Below are 21,550 nucleotides of genomic sequence, written 5' to 3'. Positions count from 1 at the left end.
GAAGTCATGAATCTTGTTGTTTCAGCGCGCCTTTGCAATGGACGCGATCTTGCGCGGTTCCCTCTTAAGTTTGGTTAAGGGGTCCGGAGAAATACGGGGATGTTTTGCGGCGATGCGACGCGCGCCGACGATCGTCATTAACAGAGGGTCAACAGCGCATGAGAAAACGCGAGCGGAGCGCGGGTGCGCTTTCGCTTGGCGCGCGATGTTATTCGCTTTGCGGGATTCGGCACTGCATGATGCAATGCAGCCCGGTCTTCAAATAGGAGATCTCGGATTTGCCATCGAAGGCCGTCAGCGCCGATTTCAGCAGCTTGGTGCCGAAGCCGGGCTCGGACACCTTGTCCACGCTCGGCCCCTCGGTTTCGTCCCAGGTGATGGTCAGCCGGTCGTCGCTGACGGTCCACGACACCTGCAACAGACCGCGAGGCGAGGAGAACGCACCATATTTTCCCGCATTGGTGGCGAGCTCGTGAAACATCAATGACAGTGTGACCGCGAGCTTCGGCGGCAGGAACAATCGCTCGCCGTTGAGAGTGAAGCGGACATGGCCGTAGGGGCCGAGCTCCGAAATCAGGAGATCGCGGATGTCGCAGCCAGCCTTGTCGATGCGCGAGATCAAATCGTCGGTCGCAGCCAGCGACCGCAGCCGCGGATCGACCCGGGCCCAGACCTGCGGCTGGTCATGCAGCACTTGGTGGATGACGGCGTGCACCGTCGACAACTTGTTCTTCAGCCGGTGCTGGAGCTCGTCGACCAGCAGCTTGCGGTAATCCTCTTCCTCGATCAGGCGCCTGGAGATCCTGCGCTGCTCGGCCAGCATGGTGCGATAGTGCTCGACCCCCCAGATGGTCAGCGCGCTCACGGCCCAGTAGAGCGCCAGCAAGGCAAACCGCGCGTTGTCGGCCATGGCGTCGCTGAAGTTCACGACGACGCCGAGCACCCCGCCGAAGAGCGCGGTGATGATGCCGATCCGGAATCCTCCGAACGCGGCGGCGAAGAACACGGCCGGGAAATACGGGGTGAAGTAGACGTCGGGCCGCACATGCGCGAGGGCCCAGCGCGCCAGCGTCGCAACCAGCAGGCAGGCGACCGCGAAGGTGAGGCTCAGGCCCAGCGATGGCGGTGCCACGCCCTGCCAACCCCTGCGGAATTCGTCGATCAGCTTCCCCATGCACAGCCCGGTTGCGAGACGCGTCCGAAAATCGGGCGTTTGCCAGGAATGGTACGCACGTCCCCGGCGGAAGCAAAGCTTGCCTTGACGGAAGCCGGCGGGAATAGTGGCGCTTGCGCCGCCGACCGTCGCGGCGCCGTCATCGATCGGTGTCCGCCATCGGGCGTCAAATGGTTCGAAAACAGGGACATTCCATGGGCAGGCTGGACGGCAAGGTTGCGGTGATTACGGGCGCGACGAGCGGGATCGGATTGCGCACTGCGGAAGTCTTCGTTGCCGAAGGTGCCAAAATTGTGATCGCGGGCCGGCGTGTGCCGGAAGGTGAGGCGCTGGCGAGGCAGCTCGGGGTCAACTGCATCTTCCGCCAGACCGACGTGACGGTCGAAGCACAGATGCAGGCCCTGATCGCGCTGGCCGTGGACAAGTTCGGCCGGATCGACTGCCTGTTCAACAATGCCGGCGGCCCGGCGCAGACCGGCGGCATCGAGGGTCTCGAGGCCGATCGCTTCGATGCTGCAATGGCGACGCTGGTGCGCAGCGTCATGCTGGGCATGAAGCATGCCGCGCCCTACATGAAGAAGCAGGGGAGCGGCAGCATCATCAACAATGGCAGCATCGCCGGGCGCCTTGCCGGGTTCTCGTCCTCAATGGTCTATAGCGCGGCCAAGGCGGCGGTGATTCATCTCACCAAATGCGTGGCGATGGAGCTCGGCGAGTCCAATGTGCGCGTCAACGCGATCTCGCCCGGAGCGATCGCGACCGGCATTTTCGGCAAGGCGCTCGGGCTCTCGACCGATGCGGCGGAGAAGACGCCGGCGGTGATGCGCGAGGTCTACAAGACCGCGCAGCCGATCCCGCGTGCCGGCCTTCCCGATGACATCGCCCATGCCGCCGTGTTCCTCGCCAGCGACGAATCGAGCTTCATCAACGGCCACGACCTCGTCGTCGACGGCGCCATGACCGGCGGCCGCAACTGGAGCCAGCAGCAGCAGGGCTACGTGGCCTTGCGCAAGGCGTTCGACCAGGGCGCGTAGGAGCAGGTCACCTTCTGTCGTTCCGGGGCGCACGAAGTGCGAGCCCGGAATCTCGAGATTCCGGGTTCGATGCTCCGCATTGCCCCGGAATGACGGTGTGAGTCGCTCACACCGCCTTCATCCTGACCTTCAGCCCGTCCCGCGGCTTCGGGATCGGCCACATCTGCCAGTCCGGCTTGTAACCGGGCGCGAGCGACACTTCGATATTCTGCAGGAAATGCCGCGCGAAGCATTTCGCCTGCATGTAGGCGAAGTGCAGGCCGAGGCACATATGCGCGCCGCCGCCGAACGGCACCCAGGCGAAGCGGTGGCGGGCCCGTTGCGCTTCCTCGGTGAAGCGCAGCGGATCGAAGCGGTCCGGGTCCGGCCAGATATCCTTCATATGATGCGTATAGAGTGGATTGACGCCGACCGCCGTGCCGGCGGGGATCGTGAAGCCCTTGAAGGTGAAATCGCGCATGGCGCGGCGCGGCATCGAGGGCACCGGCGGCTTGATCCGCAGCGCCTCCTTGAACGCCATCTCGCACAGAGGCATTTTCTCGAGATCGTCGAAGCTGCTCGGCGCGCCCCGGGCGAGCCCGAGCGCGAGCACCTCCGCGCGCAGCCGGTCCTGCCAGTCCGGATTCGCTGCGAGCTCGCCGATGAAGGAGGTCAGCGACGAGGTCAGCGTGTCATGTGCCGCCATCATCAGGAAGCTCATGTGGTCGATGATGTCCTGCTCGGACAGCAGCGCGCCGTCCTCATGGGTGGCACGGCAGAGCTGCGAGAACAGATCATCGCCGCCATGATTGCCGCGTCGCAGCGGGATCTGCTCGCGGAAATAGGCGACGATTCGCTTGCGCCCGCGCACGCCAGCCGCCATCTGGGTGCCGGGCAAGGGGCGGCGGATCGGGGCGACGGCAGCGGCGACCATGTCGACGAAGGCGCGGTTGATCTCGTCGACCTCCGGTCCGATGTCGGCGCCGAGGAACGAGGCCGCAGCGAGATCGAGCGTGAGCTGCTTCATCGCCGGGTAGAGCTGCATTTCGCCGGGCTTGGCCTTCCACTGTGCGACCCGCGCGGAGATGCCGTGGTCGAGGTCGCTGAGATAGGACTTCATCGGCCCGGATTTGAACGCGACCGACAGCGCCTTGCGGTGCAGCCGGTGCTCGTCGAAATCGAGCAGCATCAACCCGCGCGGAAACAACAGGCCGAGCACCTTGTTCCAGCCGTGGGTCGACGAGAACAGCTTTTGCTGGTCGAACATCACGAGCTCGTTGGCCTCCGGTCCGAGCAGCACGACATTGGTCTCGCCGAAAACATGGGTGCGGTAGACGGGGCCGTATTTGACGCCGTTCGCCTCGACATGGCCTTTGGGATCGGCCAGCACCTGGAACGTCTTGCCGAAGATGGGCCAGCCCTCGTCGCCGGGAATGTGCGTCAGCGCGTTGCGTTTGGGCGCGGTGAAGTCGGGCGCCGTTGCGGCCATATGTTGCATCGACATGACGATTGCTCCGGTTGGCAGGCGCCGCGAACATAGCACGATCCGACCGCGATGGGCTGCGGTCGTGTAGCGCACAAGATCGTCACAGCCCACCGCCGTCGCAATTACGCACTGGTGGCCGTTTCAACCGACGCCGATGCTGCATAGCCTCATCCCGAGAGACCGCGTAGCGGTCGTCTAAGGACGAGGCGTTCGCTCAGACGTCACGAAATCATCAGGATGGCCTTGCGGGATTGCAGATTGGGCACTACCGCTTCGCCGCTTCCTTCTGCAGATCCGGGGCGTTGACGGCGGGAATGGCGACGCGGCCGGGGCCGGTCACCTTCAGCGCCTCGGCGGCCTTCTCGTTCTCCATGATCTTGGCCATCACCGCCTGGCCTGCACGCTCGAAGATCGCGCGGTTCTCGATCACGAATTTCTGTGACCTGCGCAAGGAATCGATGTAGCCGTTGATCTCGGGTACGACATAGCGCGCCACCATGTCCCAGCTCCGGCGTGTATTTTCCGGATTGGCCCAGTCGTGCACGAACCCGATGATGGCGCCGACGCCGCCGGAGACCTGCATCACGTTCTTGATGGTTTTGACGAGATCGTCGGGCGTGCCGATGGTGGATGCCGCGCCCTCGACGAAGGCGGTCTTGTCCACGGCCTCGTCGGGCGAGGAGAATGCGGTCAGCCCCGGCCGCTGCAACGTCCCGACATTATATTCGTTGTGCCAGCGCATCAGCCCGGCGCCGGCCTCCTTGCGCGCCTGCTCGCGGGTCTCGGCGATGTGGAAGGTCAGCAGCACGCGCCAATCCGCTCGGTTCACCGTGGTGCCGTGCTTCTTCGCGGCATCTTCCGCGAATTGCCATTGCTGCTGCAGCGACATCAGGCCTTGCGTCGTCATCGAGCCCAGCGAGATGATGCCGATGCCGTATTTGCCGGCGAGCGTCATGCCCGAGGGCGAAATCTGCGAGGCCACCACGAAGGGCATCTCCTCCTGCAACGGCAGGATCTGCAATGCGGCGTCGTTCATGGTGAACCAGTCGCTCTTGGCGGTGACCCGCTCGCCGTTGAAGAGCCGGCGGATGACGCCGATCGCCTCGTCCTGGCGGTCCCGCTGCGTCATCGGATCGATGCCGAGCGTGTGTGCGTCGGACGCGAGCGCGCCCGGGCCGGAGCCGAAGATGGCGCGGCCGCCGGTCATGTGGTCGAGCTGCACCATGCGCTGCGCGACGTTGTAGGGATGATGATAGGGCAGCGACACCACGCCGGTGCCGAGCTTGATCCGCTTGGTGCGCTCGCCGGCGGCAGCCAGGAACATCTCGGGCGAGGCGATCATCTCCCAGCCGGAGGAATGATGCTCGCCGCACCAGAACTCGTCATAACCGAGCGCATCGAGCTGCTCGACCAGGTCGAGATCGCGCCGGAACTGCAGCATCGGATGCTCCCCGATCGGATGATGCGGGGCAAGGAAGGCTCCGAACTTCAGGCGCGCCATGGCGTTCTCTCCGGCTTTGATTTTCTGTTCGTTGAGACGGTGAGGCTACGTGCCTGATGGCACGAACGCAATCGTGCGGTGTCCCGCACGGCGGAATGCTGGCATGCGTGTTTCTTCCCTCTCCCTGCCTGCGCGACGAGCTTCGCTCGCATTGACGTGTCGAGAGCGCCCCGTTCCAGCGGCAGTGTGACTCACTGTTCATGCAGAGTCGTGGCATCACGTCACAGCGGCGTGCAAACGCGCCATCGCGGCACCAGGGTTTGATCGAGGGCTGCGCGGTTTTTGATCGCGGGACTTGCGGTGCTCGCGCTCGACGCGTCTTCTTCGATGCGCCGTCGCCGCTCCCGCTCACCATGATCGTCTTCGGCCACGGTCAAGGATTGGTGATGGCGCCACTCCCCGGCGCGGTGCTCTCGACCGTGAAGCCTGTCGCCGCAGGCTCGGCCCTCCGGGATTTACGACACCATTGCGCAGATCGGAAATGCGGCCGGAGCGGCCGCAATCGGCGCGGCGTTCTTCGCGGACGAAGACCCTGCAATCAGGGCGCGCAGGATTTCTCGTCTTGCTTGCGCTGTTTATGACATTAAGTCCGGTCTACCGCCGTATTCCTGGCGTGGATGCGCGTCGCCCCCGCACGAAGTTGAGGCATTTGTGGTTAATGCCCGGGAATTCCGCGGAATCCCTACGATTTCGTAGGATTGACAGCGCACGGTCTTTTTATTTTGCAACGCAGCAACTATCTGGTTTGGCTGGACGTTGAACGTCGCCCACCAGGAATTCGCCGTGTCGTTAGCCAAAAATGTCGATTTGTTGAGACGTCTGCCGAGGCTGGACGGTCTGCGCTTTGCCGATCTCGGTCGCAGCGCTGATGTGTCCAGTCCATTGGAAGAGGTCACGAGCTTCGGCGACAATCCCGGGGCCCTGCGCATGTTCGCATTCGTGCCGGCGCAGTTGCAGAAGCCGCGCGCGTTGGTCGTCGTGCTGCATGGCTGCGGGCAGACCGCGGCCAGCTACGACCTCGGCGCCGGCTGGTCGACATTGGCTCAGCACTATGGCTTCGGGCTGTTGATGCCCGAGCAGCAGCGCATCAACAACGGCAACACCTGCTTCAACTGGTTCAATCCGGAAGACACGGCGCGAGGCGGCGGCGAGGCGCATTCGATCCGTGAGATGATCGCGCACATGGTCAAGGCGCATCGCATTGATCCCAGGCGCGTCTTCATTACCGGTCTGTCCGCCGGCGGCGGCATGACGTCGGTGATGCTCGCGACCTATCCGGAAGTCTTCGCGGCGGGCGCGGTCATCGCCGGATTGCCCTATGGCATCGCCTCGAACCTGCGCGAGGCGCTGGACGGCATGTTCCACTCCCCGGTGCGTCCTGCGCGCGAACTCGGCGATCTCGTGCGCAACGCTTCCGACTATCGGGGCCCCTGGCCGAAAATCTCGGTGTGGCACGGCAGTGCCGACCGCACCGTCAATCCCGGCAACGCCAACGAGATCGTCAAGCAATGGCTCGACCTGCACGATCTGCCGGAAGCGCCGATGGCGGAGACCAATGTCGACGGCTATCCGCGCCAAGCCTGGTGGAACAAGGACGGCGAGACGCTGGTCGAATCCTACGCCATCACCGACATGGCGCACGGCACGCCACTCGGGATCGCCGACAATGATCAGCGCTATGGCGTCGAAGGCGCCTTCCTGATCGAGGCCGGCATCTCCTCGTCCTATCACATCGCAACGTTCTTCGGTCTCACCGACTGGATTGCGGACGCTGCGAAGGCGGAAGCCAAGTCCGTAACAAAGCCCGCAGCGAAGCCGTCGCTTTCGCCTGCGCCGCATCTCGCCCGCTCGATCCGCGCGGCCGTCGCCGAACAGCCGGCCGCGCCGAAGCGCGAGGAGGCCCGTGGCTTCGATATCGGCCAGATCATCACGCGCGCGCTGACCGCCGCGGGGTTGATGAAGTAATTCGTCACTCCAAACGGGATGCACGCTCCGCTGTCGTCCCGGCCCAGCGAGCCCCAAGGCGCGCGTGGATCCGGGACCCATGCTCCCGGGACATCGTGAGACGCGAAGACGTAACTCCGAGTCCCGGCAACCACATCGTCCTGCGGTTATGGATTCCGGGCTCGCGCTATTGCGCGCCCCGGAATGACGGGGGGAGTCGCAACGCTCACATCTCGCCGGTAATGAACGGATTGGTCATCCGCTCCTGGCCGATGCTCGAGCCGGCGCCATGGCCGCAGATGAAACCGACATCGTCGCCGAGCGGCAAGAGCTTGGACTTGATCGAGTTGATCAGCGTGGCGTGGCTGCCGCCGGGCAAATCCGTGCGTCCGACCGAGCCGGCGAATAGCACGTCGCCGACATGGGCAAAACGCAAGTCCTTGTTGAAGAACACCACACTGCCGGGCGAATGGCCGGGGCAGTGGAAGATCTCGAACGTGAGGTCGCCGATCGAGACGCTGTCGCCCTCCTCGAGCCAGCGGTCCGGCGCGAAATTGTGCACCCCGGTCATGCCGAAACGCGCGCCGCTCTCCACGACATTGTCGAGCAGGAATTTGTCCGCCTCATGCGGCCCCTCGATCGGCACCTTCAGTGCGTCGCGCAAGTCCGCCGCACCGCCGACATGGTCGATATGGCCGTGGGTCAGCCAGATCTTCTCCACGGTGACACCGGTCTGCTTGATCGCGTCAAGGATCTTCGGCACGTCCCCGCCGGGATCGATCACCACGGCTTTCTTGGAAGGCTCGTCCCAGATGATGGTGCAGTTCTGCTCGAACAGCGTCACGGGAACGATGATCGCTCCCGCCTTGGCTTTGGTATCGCTTTGCTCGGTCATGGCCTCACAATGCCGATTTTTGCCATGCCGCCAAGCAAAAGATTCGTCCCTGAGAGCCAGAACGAGCCCGGGAACAGCCGTCACACGGCTGTCCCAATTGACCTGCCAATTTGAACCGGGGCGTCGCTATCGCGTTCTCCCGCGCAAGATGCAGATTCTGGGTGGTCTTCCGGCATGGCTCACGGCAACGAAAACTGGTGGCGCGACGGCATCTTCTACCAGATCTACCCGCGCTCCTTTCAGGACTCCAATGGTGACGGCGTCGGCGATCTCGCCGGCATCTTGCGGCGGCTGCCCTATGTGAAATCGCTTGGGGTCGATGCGATCTGGCTGTCGCCGATCTTTCCCTCGCCAATGGCCGATTTCGGCTATGACATCTCCGACTATACCGGCATCGAGCCGCTGTTCGGCACGATGGAAGACTTCGATGCGTTGATCGCTGCCGCCCACGACAATGGCCTGAAGCTGATCCTCGACCTCGTGCCGAACCACACCTCCGACCAGCATTCCTGGTTCGTCGAAAGCCGCGCCTCGCGCGACAATCCCAAGCGCGACTGGTACATCTGGCGCGATCCCGCGCCCGACGGCGGCGTGCCGAACAACTGGTTGTCCGAGTTTGGCGGCAGTGCGTGGCAGTTCGACGAGACCACCGGCCAGTATTACTATCACGCCTTCCTGGCCCAGCAGCCGGACCTGAACTGGCGCAATCCCGACGTCCGCAACGCGATCTACGACGTGATGCGGTTCTGGCTCGAGAAGGGCGTCGACGGCTTTCGCGTCGACGTGATCTGGCACCTGATCAAGGACGCCGAATTCCGCGACAACCCGCCAAATCCGCATTACGTCCAGGGCCGGCCGCCGAACGAAAGGATCATGACGCAATATTCCACGGATCAGCCGGAGGTGCACGACGTGATCGCGCAGATGCGGCGCGTCACCGATGAGTATGGCGCGCGCGTCTTGATCGGCGAGATCTATCTGCCGCTGCATCGTCTGATGGCCTATTACGGCAACGACCTCACCGGCGCGCAGATGCCGTTCAATTTCGCGCTGCTCTCGACGTTCTGGAGCGCCCGTTCGATCGAGACGATCATCGAGGATTACGAGAAGGCGCTGCCGCGCGGCGCCTGGCCGAACTGGGTGCTCGGCAACCACGATCGCCCGCGTGTTGCGAGCCGCGTCGGGCCGGAACAGGCCCGGGTCGCCGCCATGCTGCTGCTGACGCTGCGCGGCACGCCGACTCTTTATTACGGAGACGAGATCGGCATGCACCAGGTGGCCATCGCGCCGGAGGATGTCCGCGATCCCTTCGAGAAGAACGTGCCCGGGATCGGCGTCGGCCGTGACGGCTGCCGCACGCCGATGCAATGGGATTCCTCGCAGTTCGGCGGCTTCTCCGCGGTGCGGCCATGGCTGCCGCTGCCGGAGCATCATGTGCGCGACAACGTCGTCAATCTCGAAGCCGACGCGCGCTCGATCCTCAACCTCTACAAGCGCCTGATCGGCTTGCGGCAAAACTGTCCGCCGCTGGTCGCGGGCGATTATCATCCGATCGCGGCGCAAGGTGATCTTCTGATCTATCGGCGTGAGGCCGAGGGCAAGGCGATGATCGTGGCGCTCAATCTCGGCCCCGATCCCGTCGCGGTGACCACCAGCGCCATCCGCTTCGGCAGCAGCATATTGCTGTCGACGTTCCTGGATCGCGAAGGGGAGCGGATCGAGGGCGTGCTGGATTTGCGCGGCAACGAAGGCGTGATCGTCGCGCCGCCGTAGGTGGGCCTTCACCGAAGGAACGGTAGGCCCGGAATCGACGCTCTCTCCCCCGTCATTGCGAGGAGCCCTTGCGACGAAGCAATCCAGAATCCCTCAACGGAAAGACTCTGGATTGCTTCGCTGCGCTCGCAATGACGATCGTGGAGGCGGCGGAGCAACCTCATTGATGTCACCCCGGATGCTTGTTGCCCGCAGTGTTCTTGTCGATGTCACTCCGCTTCAAGAGATAGTCCAGCCCGCCGATCCGGTACCAGCGATAGCCGTAAGGTTCCAGCACGATGCGGTGCTGGCCGCGCTTGTCGGCATGGCTGTGGTCCTCCGCGAGCAGATTGATCAGGCGCGCGCCGGCCTCGCCTGACAGGCCCGTCGAGAACGCGATCTCGCGCGGCTTCTCGTCGAGATTGTGCACGAACAGCACCGAATTGTTGCGCCAGTCGTAGCGCATGATGAACACGGCGGGATCGCGCGTCGGAATGATAGCGAAATCGCCCCAGCCGACCTCCGGCACTTCCTTCCGCATCCGAACGATGCGCTCGGTCCAGTTCAGCATGGAGTTGGGATCGCGCCGCTGCTTTGCGACGTTGACGTGCGGATAGCCGTACGGTCCCTTGTCGATGACAGGGCAGGCTGGCTTGTTGCTCTTGGTGAAGCCGCCATGCGGCTCCGTGGACCATTGCATCGGCGTGCGCGCGCAATTGCGCTCTGGAAGCGAAAGGTCGTCGCCCATCGCGATCTCGTCGCCATAGCGGATCACGGGCGTTCCCGGCAGCGTGCACATCAGGCTGTAGGCGAGCTCGAGCCGCCTGCGGTCGCCGCCCAGCATCGGCGCGAGGCGGCGGCGAATGCCGCGATCGTAGAGCTGCATGTCCTTGTCGGGGCCGAACGATTTGAACACGGCATCGCGCTGCGCCTTGGTCAGGCGGCCGAGATCGAGCTCGTCGTGATTACGCAGGAACAGGCCCCATTGCGCCGTCGCTGGCCGCGGCTTGGTCGCCTTCAGCGCCTCCGCCAGCGGGCGCGAATCCGCGGAGGCCAGCGCATAGAACAGATGCTGGTTGACGTGGAAGTTGAACATCATGTGCATGCGGTCGGCGTCGTGACCGAAATACTCCATGTCCGTCTTGGGCAGCACGTTGGCCTCGGCGAGGATGATGGCGTCGCCCTGCCGCCATTGCAGGAATTCGCGGAACGCGCGCAGCATGTCGTACTGCTCGACCGGAGTCTTCACCTTCGCGCCCTTGGTCGCGATGACGAAGGGCACGGCATCCATGCGGAAGCCGGAGACGCCGAGCTGGATCCAGAAGCCCATGATCTTGAGAATTTCCGCCTGCACGTACGGGTTCGACGTGTTTAGGTCGGGCTGGAAATCGTAGAAACGATGGAAGTAGTACGCGCCTGCCTCCTTGTCCCGCGTCCAGGTCGATTTCTGCACGCCTGGAAACACCATGCCCTTGTTGGCGCCGGCCGGCTTCTTGTCGGACCAGACATACCAGTCGCGATAGGGCGAGTTCTTGTCGCGCCGCGCTTCCTTGAACCAGTGATGCTGGTCCGAGGTATGATTGACGACGAGATCGATGATGATCCGGATACCGCGCTGCTTGCAGCCATGGGTGAACTCGACGAAATCGCCGAGCGTGCCGTAGCGGGGATCGACGCTGTAATAATCCGCGATGTCGTAGCCGTCGTCGCGGCCCGGCGAGGACTGGAACGGCATTAGCCAGATCGTGGTGATGCCGAGGCCGTGCAGATAGTCGAGCCGGCGCAGCAGGCCCTTGAAATCACCGATGCCGTCGCCGTTGGCGTCCATGTAGGAGCCGACGGACAGGCAGTAGATCACGCCGTTCTTGTACCAGAGATCGTCGATCATGCGCCGATAGCCTCGGGTTGTTCCGCCGAGGTGCGGCGGCTGCGTGATAAGTGCGTGGGGGAGGGGAGGTTCCGCTCCGCTGTCGTCCCCGCGAAGGCGGGGACCCATACCGCGTGATCTATCGGTCGTGGCTGATAGGAGTACCGTTCGACGAGACGTCGCCCAATTCTGCCCTGTGGTTATGGGTCCCCGCGTTCGCGGGGACGACACCGAGAGTGTGCCAACAGCTCGCTTTCATCGAACAGTGTCCGCCCTTCATGGAATCGGCTAATCTCCCACCCATGGACAACACCGCCCGCATCACGCTCGTGCCGCCACCCGATCGCCGCCAGTCGGAGACGGCGCTCGCGGTCGCACGCGGCACGGCGCGGCTCTTACGTTCGCTCGGCTTCTCCTGCATCAGCGAATTGCCGCTGCCCTCGGGCCGGCGTGCCGATCTCGTGGCGCTGAACGAGCGCGGCGAGATATGGATCGTCGAGATCAAGTCGTCGGTGGAGGATCTGCGCGCCGACCAGAAATGGCACGAATACCGCGCCCATTGCGACCGGCTGTTCTTCGCCTTCACGCAGGACCTGCCGTGCGAGATCTTTCCGCAAGACACCGGCCTGATCGTCGCGGATGCCTATGGCGCGCACATGCATTGCGAGGCGCCCGAGCACAAGCTCGCGGCCGCCACGCGCAAGCAGATGACGGTGCGGTTTGGAATGGCGGCAGCCTTGCGCATCAACCGCCTGGTCGACCCGCAGGGGCACGCGGATTTTTGGGAGTAGCGCGGTCTCGCGTCCCGGACGCGCTGCAGCGCGTAGCGTTGCTGCGCAGAGCCGGGACCCAGAAGGCGGCAACGGAATCCGAGAAATGGGCCCCGGCTCTGCAGCGCATCACTTCGTGCTGCGCTGCAGAGCCGGGGCACGAGAGCCGTTGAAACTTACCTTGGCGCGCGCTTCGCCAAAATGCGCTGCAGCGTGCGCCGGTGCATGTTCAGCCGCCGTGCCGTTTCCGAGACGTTGCGGTTGCACATCTCGTAGATGCGCTGGATGTGCTCCCAGCGCACGCGGTCGGCCGACATCGGGTTGGTCGGCAGCTCGGACTTCTCCGCGCTCGTCGACAGCAGCGCCGCGACGACGTCGTCGGCATCCGCGGGCTTGGAGAGATAATCGATCGCGCCCATCTTCACCGCGGTGACGGCGGTGGCAATGTTGCCGTAGCCGGTCAGCACGATCGCGCGCGCATCCGGGCGCTTCTTCTTCAGCGCAGAGACCACGTCAAGGCCGTTGCCGTCGCCGAGCCGCAGATCCACCACGGCGAATGCGGGCGCCGCCCTGCCGATCTGCGCAAGACCGTCCGAGACGGTATCGCATGACGTCACCGCAAAGCCGCGCGTTTCCATGGCGCGCGACAACCGCTCCAGGAACGGCTTGTCGTCCTCCACGATGAGCAGCGAGCGGTCGGCCTGTTCGTTCAGTTCGGCGATGGCGTTCAAGGTTTTGTCCTCTCTCCAACGCGTCTACATATGGCCTCGCAAGCGGGCGGTGCCAAGGCCGCCGATAGTCGATCGGCCCTGTTTGCGACGCAAGGTCGCGCCTATCCTATTGTTTCTTCGAGCGTCTCGATAGTCTCAAATCGTTGTCGCGGCCACGTGATCTGGACCACGGCACCGTGTTCCGGGAAGATCCGGTTGGTAAACGAGACCTTGGCGCCGGTCCGTTCAAGCAGGGTGCGCGCGATGAACACGCCCAAACCGAGGCCGCGCCGCTCGCCGCTGCCATCATCATGGCTGCGCCGCCGCGACAGATAGGGCTCGCCGATCCGGTTAAGGATATCGGGCGGAATGCCGGGACCGTCGTCGGATATCAGAAGTTCGATGTGGTCCTTGTTCCACCAGGCATTCACCTCGACGGTGGTGCGGGCGAAGTCGACCGCGTTCTCGACGATGTTGCCGATGCCGTAGAGGATGGCCGGATTGCGCGAGCCGACCGGCTCGGCCGCAGCGGTCACCGCGATCCGCACCTTGATGTCGACGCCGAAATCGCGGTGCGGGGCCACCACCTCCTCGATCAGCTCCGACAGCTTCATGCGGTCGAACGGCGCGCCGATGGAGGAGAGTTGGGTGATCTTGCTCAGGATGTCGCGGCAGCGCTGGGTCTGCTCGCGCAGGGTCTTCAGATCGGCGGCAAAAGCGGCGTCCTTGACCGTCTTTTCCAGCTCGCGTGAGATCAGGAAGATCGTGGCGAGCGGCGTGCCGAGTTCGTGTGCGGCTGCGGCCGCGAGCCCGTCGAGCTGAGTGAGATGCTGCTCGCGCGTCAGCACGAGTTCGGTGGCGGCCAGCGCGTCAGCGAGCTTGCGCGCCTCTTCCGTCACCTGGAACGAGTAGAGACTGGTGACGCCGATCGCGAGCGCGATCGAGAGCCAGACGCCGAGCAGATAGATCGGCGGCAGCACCAGCGGATCGTCGGAATCCCAGGGCAGCGGCAGGTGGAAGAAGAACAGGATCGAGGCACAGGTCACGGCGAGCAGGCCGAGGCCGAACGTGAAGCGCGCCGGCAGCGCCGTGGCCGAGATCAGCACCGGCGCGAGGAACAGGAACGAGAACGGGTTCTGCAAACCCCCGGTGAAGAACAACAGACCAGCCAGTTCCACGATGTTCAGCGCGAGCAGGCCGGCCGCCTGTATCGGCTCCAGCCGGTGCATCGGATTGGCCGCGGTCTGGAGCCCCAGATTGAGCGCCGCCGACAGGGCGATGATGCTGACGCAGGGGACGATCTCGACGTTGAACTCCAGCCCCTGCGCCACGATAAAGATCGCGGCGAGCTGGCCCAGCACCGCGAGCCAGCGCAGCCGCAGGATCGTGTCGAGGCGGATATGCCGCTGCGCATGGCGGAAGTTGGAGGCGGCAAGTTCGGTCATGTCGGCCAATGCGGTGGTGCCTTCTAAGCTCATAAGCGCTGGGCTCGCGGAACCACCGGATTACAAGCCTTGCGCTCCCTGCCGCAATAGCAGAAGACGGTCAGCATGACCGAGAATGACAAGGCTTCAAGTCGGCCGACTGTCGCGGAGCACAGCCCGTCCGCGGCGATCAGGGTCGATCATCTCGTCAAGGTCTACAAGCAGACCCGCGCCGTCGACGATATCTCGTTTTCGCTGCCGCGCGGCAGCATCACCGGCCTTCTGGGCGGCAATGGCGCCGGCAAGACCACGACCATCGCGATGATCATGGGCCTGGTGCTGCCGACCTCCGGCCGCGTCCAGGTGCTCGGTCATCGGATGCCCGAGGAGAGCGCGGCCGTGCTGGGGCGGATGAACTTCGAGAGCCCCTATGTCGACATGCCGATGCGGCTCACGGTCCGGCAGAACCTGACCGTGTTCGGCAAGCTCTATGCGGTGAAGCACCTAGCCGGCCGCATCAAGGAGCTCGCCGACGATCTCGATCTCACCGATTTCATCGACCGCGCCAACGGCAAACTGTCCGCCGGGCAGAAGACCCGCGTCGCGCTTGCGAAAGCGCTGATCAACCGGCCCGAACTGCTGCTCCTGGACGAGCCGACCGCCTCGCTCGACCCCGATACCGCCGACTGGGTGCGGGCGCATCTGGAGCGCTATCGCAAGGAGAACAACGCCACCATTCTGCTGGCTTCGCACAACATGCTCGAGGTCGAGCGGCTCTGCGACCGCGTCATCATCATGAAGCGCGGCCGCATCGAGGACGACGACACGCCGGAGGCCATCATGGCGCGTTACAACCGCACCACGCTGGAGGAGGTGTTTCTGGACGTCGCGCGCGGACGGGTGAACGGGGTCAAGGAGGGGGTGAGGTGAGGCGGCCCACGTGTCTCATCCGTCATTCCGGGGCGCGCGGAGCGCGAGCCCGGAATCCATTTCGCCGCGTGTGCTGCGGGCCGATGGATTCCGGGCTCGATGCTGCGCATCGCCCCGGAATGACGGCTCCTTTCAAGATGACGGAGCTGCCATGACCGACATCTCCCTCCATCGCGGCATCTCCGTCCATCGCATCGGCGCGATGATCCTGCGCTATTGGTACCTGCTGATGTCGTCGTGGCCGCGGCTGCTCGAGCTGCTGTACTGGCCGGCGCTGCAGGTCATCACCTGGGGCTTCCTCCAGCTCTACATCGCCGAGAACGCCAATTTCTTCGCGCGCGCCGGCGGCACGCTGATCGGCGCGGTCATCCTCTGGGACATCCTGTTCCGCGGCCAGCTCGGCTTCTCCATCTCATTCCTGGAGGAGATGTGGGCGCGCAACATCGGCAACCTCATGATGAGCCCGCTGAAGCCGATCGAGTTTCTGCTGTCGCTGATGGTGATGAGCCTGATCCGGCTCGCGATCGGGATCGTTCCGATGACGCTGCTCGCCCTGTTCCTGTTTCACTTCAACGTCTATGCGCTCGGCCTGCCGTTGATCGCGTTCTTCTGCAATCTGATCTTCACGAGCTGGTCGGTCGGCATCTTCGTGTCGGGTCTCGTGCTGCGCAACGGCCTCGGCGCGGAGAGCATCGTCTGGACCCTGATGTTCGCGATCCTGCCGCTAGCCTGCGTCTATTATCCCGTCAGCGTGCTGCCGGCCTTTTTGCAGTACGTCGCCTGGGTGCTGCCGCCGACCTATGTCTTCGAAGGGATGCGCGCGCTTCTCATCGAGCAGACCTTCAGGACCGATCTGATGCTCGGCGCGTTGGCCCTCAACGCGGCCCTTCTGGTTGCATCTTTTGCAGCATTCCTTGCCCTTTTACGCAGCGCCAAGCTGAACGGCTCGCTGCTGTCGGGCGGCGAATAACGTCACTTTCTCGTGGATTCAGCCTGATTTGGCCGATCTGCTTACGTAGATGTACGGAACCATGCATTGACGCAATATTACGCATTCGGCAGTATGCTGCGATGCGAAGAGGAATATAGAAATGCCGATTGGTGAGTTTGGCGGCGCGCCGCCCCTGGCGGCCGAAGGCAGTCCGGTCCTAACGACGCCGATGTACTGGATGTACGAGATGGCGCACGCCTCTCTCAATCCGGCGCGTGCGGTCACTGACGCGACCAAGCTGCTGTTTCAGAATCCGCTCAATCCCTGGGCGCGCACCGAAGTCGGCAAGTCGGTCGCCGCGGCCTGCGAATTGTTCGAACGGACCACGCGCCGTTACGGCAAGCCGGAATGGGGTCTCAACGACACCGAGGTCAACGGCATCCGCGTCCCGATCGAGATCCGCTCGGTTTGGGAAAAGCCGTTCTGCCGGCTGCTCTACTTCGACCGCAAATTCACCCGTCCGCTGCGCAGCCCGCAGCCGCGCGTGCTGATCGTCGCCCCGATGTCCGGCCATTATGCGACGCTGCTCCGCGGCACGGTGGAGGCTTTCCTGCCCGCGCATGAGGTCTACATCACCGACTGGGCCGATGCCCGCATGGTGCCGCTCAGCGACGGCCGCTTCGATCTCGACGATTACATCGATTACGTCATCGAGATGCTGCACGTTCTCGGCGGCAACACCCACGTCATCGCGGTGTGCCAGCCCTCGGTGCCCGTCGTCGCCGCCGTCTCGGTCATGGAAGCGCGACGCGATCCGTTCGTGCCGACCTCGATGACGCTGATGGGCGGCCCGATCGACACCCGCCGCAATCCGACCGCGGTGAACAATCTCGCCCAGGAGCGCGGCATCGACTGGTTCCGCAATCACGTCATCACCAAGGTGCCGTTCCCGCATCCGGGCATGATGCGTGACGTCTATCCGGGATTCTTGCAGCTCAACGGCTTCATCAGCATGAATCTCGACCGGCATATGGACGCCCACAAGCAGCTTTTTGCCCATCTGGTGAAGGGCGACGGCGACCTCGTCGACAAGCATCGCGAATTCTACGACGAGTATCTCGCGGTCATGGACCTCTCCGCCGAATATTACCTGCAGACGGTCGACACCGTGTTCGTGAAGCACTCGCTGCCGAAGGGCGAGATGACCCATCGCGGAACACGCGTCGATCCCTCCAAGGTCACGCGCGTGGCGTTGATGACGGTCGAAGGCGAGAACGACGACATCTCCGGTCTCGGCCAGACCGAAGCAACGCATGCCTTGTGCAGCTCGATCCCGGATCATCGCCGCGTCCATTACGTCCAGAAGGGCGTCGGACATTACGGCGTGTTCAACGGCTCGCGCTTCAGGTCGGAAATCGTGCCGCGGATCCATGACTTCATGGTTTCGGCCGCGAATCCGAGCTCGTTGCAGGCGCGCGCCGCCGAATAGCGTGTTTACACGCTAAGTAGCCGTTCCGATTTTCCATCGGAGCGGCTCTCGCTGCGGTTTTCGGCTTTCCCGGCGAAAATTCGGGTCCTGTTTTGGGCCTGCGACAGGGCTGGGTTCCCGCCAGATTCGCGGTATTTAGGTAGCTTCATAGGAGTGAGTCTGCCCTCACCCCTTGGGGGTGCCGCATGCGTCCAGCGGGGGCGAAAAAAGCCGGTTCCAACCCCAGTCTGTAGGGTCTCCCGGACGCCAGACCGCTGTATATTGGGCAAATGATTTGTTTTTGCGCCGAGCGCTTTCCCTGGCGGCGGTTATGGCAGAATCCGGGCGCCCTCCTGCCCCCCGGACTGACAGACATGGCTACCCGCGCACTCCTTTATCGTCGGCCCCACGAACCGAAGACCCTCGTCATCACCCACGGATCGCAATTTTTTGCCATCCGATTGCGCCGGCACAGACGCGCGCGCCGCTACACGCTCAGAATTCATCCGAGCGACCGCGAAGCCATCCTCACCATGCCGCCGCGCGGCACGCTGGCCGAAGCAAAGGACTTCGCGCAGCGTCACGGTGCGTGGATCGCCGCCCGTCTCGGTCGCTTGCCGAAGGCGGCGCCGTTCCAGCCGGGCACGGTGATACCGCTGCGCGGCACGCCGCATCGCATCGTTCACCGCGCCGGCACGCGCGGCACGGTGTGGACCGAGACGCGCGACAGCGGGGAGCGCGTTCTCTGCGTTGCCGGCGGGCTCGAACATGTCGATCGCCGCGTCGGTGACTTCCTCAAGCGCGAGGCGCGTCGCGATCTTCAGCGCTCGGCGGAAGCCTACGCGGCCGAGCTTGGCGTCAGGGTCAAGCGCCTGTCGATCCGCGACCAGTCCAGCCGCTGGGGTTCGTGCACCTCTGCGGGATCGCTGTCGTTCTCCTGGCGCCTGATCCTCGCGCCGCCCTTCGTGCTCGACTACCTCGCGGCGCACGAAGTCGCCCATCTCGTCGAGATGAACCACTCGGCGCGGTTCTGGCGCGTCTGCGGCAAGGTCTGTCCGTCGATGGAACGCGCCAAGAAGTGGCTCGACACCTACGGCAACGATCTGCACCGGTACGGCGTCGAGGATTAGGCCGTCGCTGTCGCCTCATCCGACGCTGTCATCGCCCGCCTTGTGCGCTCTTGCGCACTGGAGCGGGCGATCCGGTATTCCAGAGCCACTTGCTATGGAGCCGAGAAGCCGCGGCGTACCGGCTCCCTGCTTGCCGCCTGCGCTAAAGCTTCGGCGCGCCCAAGACCGAAACCTCGGCGAAGCCTTGGGCGTAGCCGGGTCGCGGGGCATGACGGCGGTTTTCTGGCGCGCTTCAAGCCCTTGCGCTGCCCGCGCAAGCCGTTGATTTCGTTATCCCCGGCTACTGTGCATGGGGTTGTTTTCGCAATTTTTGTTCTGAGGCCATCCTCGACCTCAGGCAGAACCTATCGGTTTCCGCCAAACAGCCGGTCCATCAGCCAGCCATCGAGCCCGGCAGCCGCTTCCGGCCGCACATTGGCGCGCGTCGGGGGCGGCGGACGATAGCCGCCATTGTTAGCCGGCGCTGGAGCCGCCGTCGGCGGTGACACTTGCGAGGCCGCCTGCGCGAGGTTCGACAGGCCCCAGCCACCTGGTGCACTCGGAAGGGCTGCCACCGGCACACCATCGTGCGCCGTCCTCATGAAGCGAGTCCAGACTTCCACCGGCAGGCCGCCGCCGGTCGCCTTCTTGGTCGGCGAGTTGTCGTCATTGCCGAGCCAGACGCCGGTGACGAGGTTGGCGGTGTAACCGATGAACCAGGCGTCACGATAATCCTGGCTGGTGCCGGTCTTGCCGGCCGCCGGCCAGCCCGGGATCTCCGCCTTCTTGGCGGTGCCCGAGATCAGCGTCTCCCGCATCATCGTGTTCATCATGCCGACATAGCGGGGGTCGACGACCTGGTTACGCTCGTCGGGCTGGCGCATGTAGAGCAGCTTGCCACTGAGCGTCCTGATCCGCGTCACGACATGCGGCGCCACCGCGAAGCCGCCATTGGCGAAGGGCGCATAGGCACCGACCAGCTCGACCACTGAGACTTCGGAGGTGCCGAGCGCGATCGAGGCGTTCGGCTCGAGCTTGGAGGAGATGCCGAGCCGGTGGGCGGTGCGCACCACGTTCTTCGGCCCGACCTCGAGGCCGAGGCGGATGGCGACCGTGTTGAGCGACATCGCCAGCGCCTGCGTCAGCGTCACCGCGCCGAAATATTCGTGGGTGTAGTTCTCGGGCCGCCAGCCCTTGACCTCGATCGGCGCGTCCTGGCGCATCGTGTCGGGCGTCAGCCCCTGTTCGAGCGCGGTGAGGTACACGAACGGCTTGAACGAGGAGCCGGGCTGGCGCTTGGCCGTGACCGCGCGGTTGTACTGGCTGTCGGAATAGTTCCGCCCGCCGACCATGGCGCGCACGGCGCCATCAGGCGTCATCGCCACCAGCGCTCCCTGGCTGACATTGAACTTGACGCTCTTGGCGGCGAGCTCGTCGATGATGGCGGCTTCGGCCACGCTCTGCAGCTTCGGATCGATCGTGGTCTCGACCTTGATGCTCTCGTCGATCTGGCCGACCAAATCGTCCAGCACCTCGCCGACCCAGTCGGCGACGTAATTGACCGTGCCGGCACCGGCGGGCTTCACATTATAGGAGGGATGGCCGATCGAGGCCTTCGCCTGCGCGTCGGTGATGAATTTCGCGTCCGCCATCGCCGCCAGCACGATTTGCGCGCGCGCTTCCGCGCCCTCAGGATTGCGGTTCGGTGCGAGCCGTGAGGGCGACTTGACGAGGCCGGCGAGCATTGCGGCTTCGGCGACCGTGACGTTCTTGGCCGACTTGCCGAAATATTTCTGCGCCGCCGCCTCGACGCCATAGGCGCCCGAGCCGAAATAGACGCGGTTCAGATAGAGCTCCAGGATCTCGTTCTTGGTGTGCTTGCGCTCCAGCCAGATCGCGAGCTCCGCCTCCTGCAGCTTCCGCTGCAGGGTCCGCTCCTGGGTCAGGAACAGGTTCTTGGCAAGCTGCTGCGTCAGGGTCGAACCGCCCTGCGAGACGCCGCGATGGAGCACGTTGGTAACGAGGGCACGCGCGATGCCGACGGGATCGATGCCGAAATGCGAATAGAAACGGCGGTCCTCGATGGCGATGAACGCCTTCGGCAGGTATGGCGGGAGGTCCTGCAGTGCGACATTGGCGCCGGCCATCTCGCCGCGCTGCGCCAGCATGCTGCCGTCGACGCCGACGATCTGGATCGTCGGCGGGCGCTTGGGAATCTCCAGCGACTGGATCGGCGGCAGATGGGCGCCGACATAGATCACGACGCCGATCGCGGCGATCACGCCCCACAGGCTCAGCACCGCGCCCCAATAGACCAGGCGGCCGAGCCCAAAGCCGCCGCGCGACTTTGCGCGCCGCTTGGCGCCGCTGCGGCCGGCCGGTGCCTTGCGCTCGCGCGGCGGCTCGGCGCCGGCATCCTCGCTCTTGCGCTTGGCGGATGATTTCGTCGATTTCTTCGGCTTGTCGTCGCCGCCGGGAATGCGATCGGCCGCGGTGAGGCGCAGATCGGCGAGCGCCGCGGGCAAGCCGAACAGCGGCTCCTTCCGCCCACCCTTTTTCTTTCCCCACGCCATACG

At 64.3% G+C, this 21,550-nt stretch carries 16 protein-coding genes; 8 read left to right on the top strand and 8 right to left on the bottom strand.

Annotated features, from left to right (window positions below; all coding sequences use genetic code 11):
• Positions 1–208: 208 nt before the first annotated feature.
• Positions 209–1,174 carry a sensor histidine kinase gene (locus ACFDR6_RS05055; protein WP_212083634.1) on the bottom strand — a complete coding sequence of 322 codons (966 nt, stop codon included), beginning with the start codon at positions 1,172–1,174 and terminating at the stop codon, positions 209–211.
• A 194-nt stretch (positions 1,175–1,368) separates the two neighbouring features.
• On the opposite strand from ACFDR6_RS05055, the gene ACFDR6_RS05050 reads away from it, so the two are divergent.
• Positions 1,369–2,208 carry an SDR family NAD(P)-dependent oxidoreductase gene (locus tag ACFDR6_RS05050; RefSeq protein ID WP_375857629.1) on the top strand — a complete coding sequence of 280 codons (840 nt, stop codon included), beginning with the start codon at positions 1,369–1,371 and terminating at the stop codon, positions 2,206–2,208.
• Positions 2,209–2,314: 106 nt separating this feature from the next.
• On the opposite strand, the gene ACFDR6_RS05045 is transcribed toward ACFDR6_RS05050, so the two are convergent.
• Positions 2,315–3,691 carry a cytochrome P450 gene (locus ACFDR6_RS05045; protein ID WP_375857628.1) on the bottom strand — a complete coding sequence of 459 codons (1,377 nt, stop codon included), beginning with the start codon at positions 3,689–3,691 and terminating at the stop codon, positions 2,315–2,317.
• A gap of 247 nt (positions 3,692–3,938) precedes the next feature.
• Positions 3,939–5,174, bottom strand: coding sequence for an LLM class flavin-dependent oxidoreductase (locus ACFDR6_RS05040; RefSeq protein ID WP_375857626.1), 1,236 nt, complete (start codon positions 5,172–5,174; stop codon positions 3,939–3,941).
• A 783-nt stretch (positions 5,175–5,957) separates the two neighbouring features.
• Here ACFDR6_RS05040 and ACFDR6_RS05035 point away from each other — a divergent pair.
• Positions 5,958–7,139: an extracellular catalytic domain type 1 short-chain-length polyhydroxyalkanoate depolymerase gene (locus ACFDR6_RS05035; RefSeq protein ID WP_375857625.1), complete on the top strand. Its 1,182-nt coding sequence runs from the start codon at positions 5,958–5,960 to the stop codon at positions 7,137–7,139.
• A 205-nt stretch (positions 7,140–7,344) separates the two neighbouring features.
• Here the strand turns inward: ACFDR6_RS05035 and ACFDR6_RS05030 are convergent, their stop codons facing one another.
• Positions 7,345–8,013 (bottom strand): MBL fold metallo-hydrolase, encoded by a 669-nt coding sequence (locus ACFDR6_RS05030; protein ID WP_375857624.1) that lies wholly within the window; start codon positions 8,011–8,013, stop codon positions 7,345–7,347.
• 174 nt (positions 8,014–8,187) lie between these two features.
• On the opposite strand from ACFDR6_RS05030, the gene ACFDR6_RS05025 reads away from it, so the two are divergent.
• Positions 8,188–9,786 carry an alpha-amylase family glycosyl hydrolase gene (locus ACFDR6_RS05025; protein ID WP_375857623.1) on the top strand — a complete coding sequence of 533 codons (1,599 nt, stop codon included), beginning with the start codon at positions 8,188–8,190 and terminating at the stop codon, positions 9,784–9,786.
• A 169-nt stretch (positions 9,787–9,955) separates the two neighbouring features.
• On the opposite strand, the gene ACFDR6_RS05020 is transcribed toward ACFDR6_RS05025, so the two are convergent.
• Positions 9,956–11,653, bottom strand: a complete 1,698-nt coding sequence (locus ACFDR6_RS05020; RefSeq protein WP_375857622.1) for an alpha-amylase family protein — start codon at positions 11,651–11,653, stop codon at positions 9,956–9,958.
• A 281-nt stretch (positions 11,654–11,934) separates the two neighbouring features.
• Here ACFDR6_RS05020 and ACFDR6_RS05015 point away from each other — a divergent pair, with 281 nt between their 5' ends.
• Entirely contained in the window at positions 11,935–12,423 is a 489-nt protein-coding gene (locus ACFDR6_RS05015; RefSeq protein ID WP_375857621.1) for an MmcB family DNA repair protein, read from the top strand.
• 155 nt (positions 12,424–12,578) lie between these two features.
• On the opposite strand, the gene ACFDR6_RS05010 is transcribed toward ACFDR6_RS05015, so the two are convergent.
• Together ACFDR6_RS05010 and ACFDR6_RS05005 are read right to left on the bottom strand one after the other, a co-directional pair.
• On the bottom strand, positions 12,579–13,133 hold the full coding sequence (locus ACFDR6_RS05010) for an ActR/PrrA/RegA family redox response regulator transcription factor (RefSeq protein ID WP_212083645.1): 555 nt from the start codon (positions 13,131–13,133) through the stop codon (positions 12,579–12,581).
• Between the two features lie 101 nt (positions 13,134–13,234).
• Positions 13,235–14,557: an ActS/PrrB/RegB family redox-sensitive histidine kinase gene (locus tag ACFDR6_RS05005; RefSeq protein WP_212084588.1), complete on the bottom strand. Its 1,323-nt coding sequence runs from the start codon at positions 14,555–14,557 to the stop codon at positions 13,235–13,237.
• A gap of 105 nt (positions 14,558–14,662) precedes the next feature.
• Here ACFDR6_RS05005 and ACFDR6_RS05000 point away from each other — a divergent pair, with 105 nt between their 5' ends.
• From ACFDR6_RS05000 to ACFDR6_RS04985, 4 genes are all read left to right on the top strand, one after another.
• Positions 14,663–15,466, top strand: a complete 804-nt coding sequence (locus ACFDR6_RS05000; protein WP_212083646.1) for an ABC transporter ATP-binding protein — start codon at positions 14,663–14,665, stop codon at positions 15,464–15,466.
• A gap of 151 nt (positions 15,467–15,617) precedes the next feature.
• Positions 15,618–16,436, top strand: coding sequence for an ABC transporter permease (locus tag ACFDR6_RS04995; protein WP_375857620.1), 819 nt, complete (start codon positions 15,618–15,620; stop codon positions 16,434–16,436).
• 121 nt (positions 16,437–16,557) lie between these two features.
• Complete coding sequence (locus ACFDR6_RS04990; protein WP_212083649.1) at positions 16,558–17,886, top strand: polyhydroxyalkanoate depolymerase; 1,329 nt, start codon at positions 16,558–16,560, stop codon at positions 17,884–17,886.
• 269 nt (positions 17,887–18,155) lie between these two features.
• Positions 18,156–18,995: a M48 family metallopeptidase gene (locus tag ACFDR6_RS04985; protein ID WP_212083651.1), complete on the top strand. Its 840-nt coding sequence runs from the start codon at positions 18,156–18,158 to the stop codon at positions 18,993–18,995.
• Positions 18,996–19,339: 344 nt separating this feature from the next.
• Here ACFDR6_RS04985 and ACFDR6_RS04980 read toward each other — a convergent pair whose 3' ends face one another.
• A complete protein-coding gene (locus tag ACFDR6_RS04980) occupies positions 19,340–21,547 on the bottom strand; it encodes a transglycosylase domain-containing protein (protein WP_375857618.1) in 2,208 nt (735 codons plus the stop codon).
• Between the last annotated feature and the right edge of the window lie 3 nt (positions 21,548–21,550).

Source organism: Bradyrhizobium tunisiense (assembly GCF_042263385.1).
In the GTDB taxonomy this organism is placed as follows: Bacteria; Pseudomonadota; Alphaproteobacteria; order Rhizobiales; family Xanthobacteraceae; genus Bradyrhizobium; species Bradyrhizobium tunisiense.
This window is presented reverse-complemented; position numbering and strand designations above follow the sequence as displayed.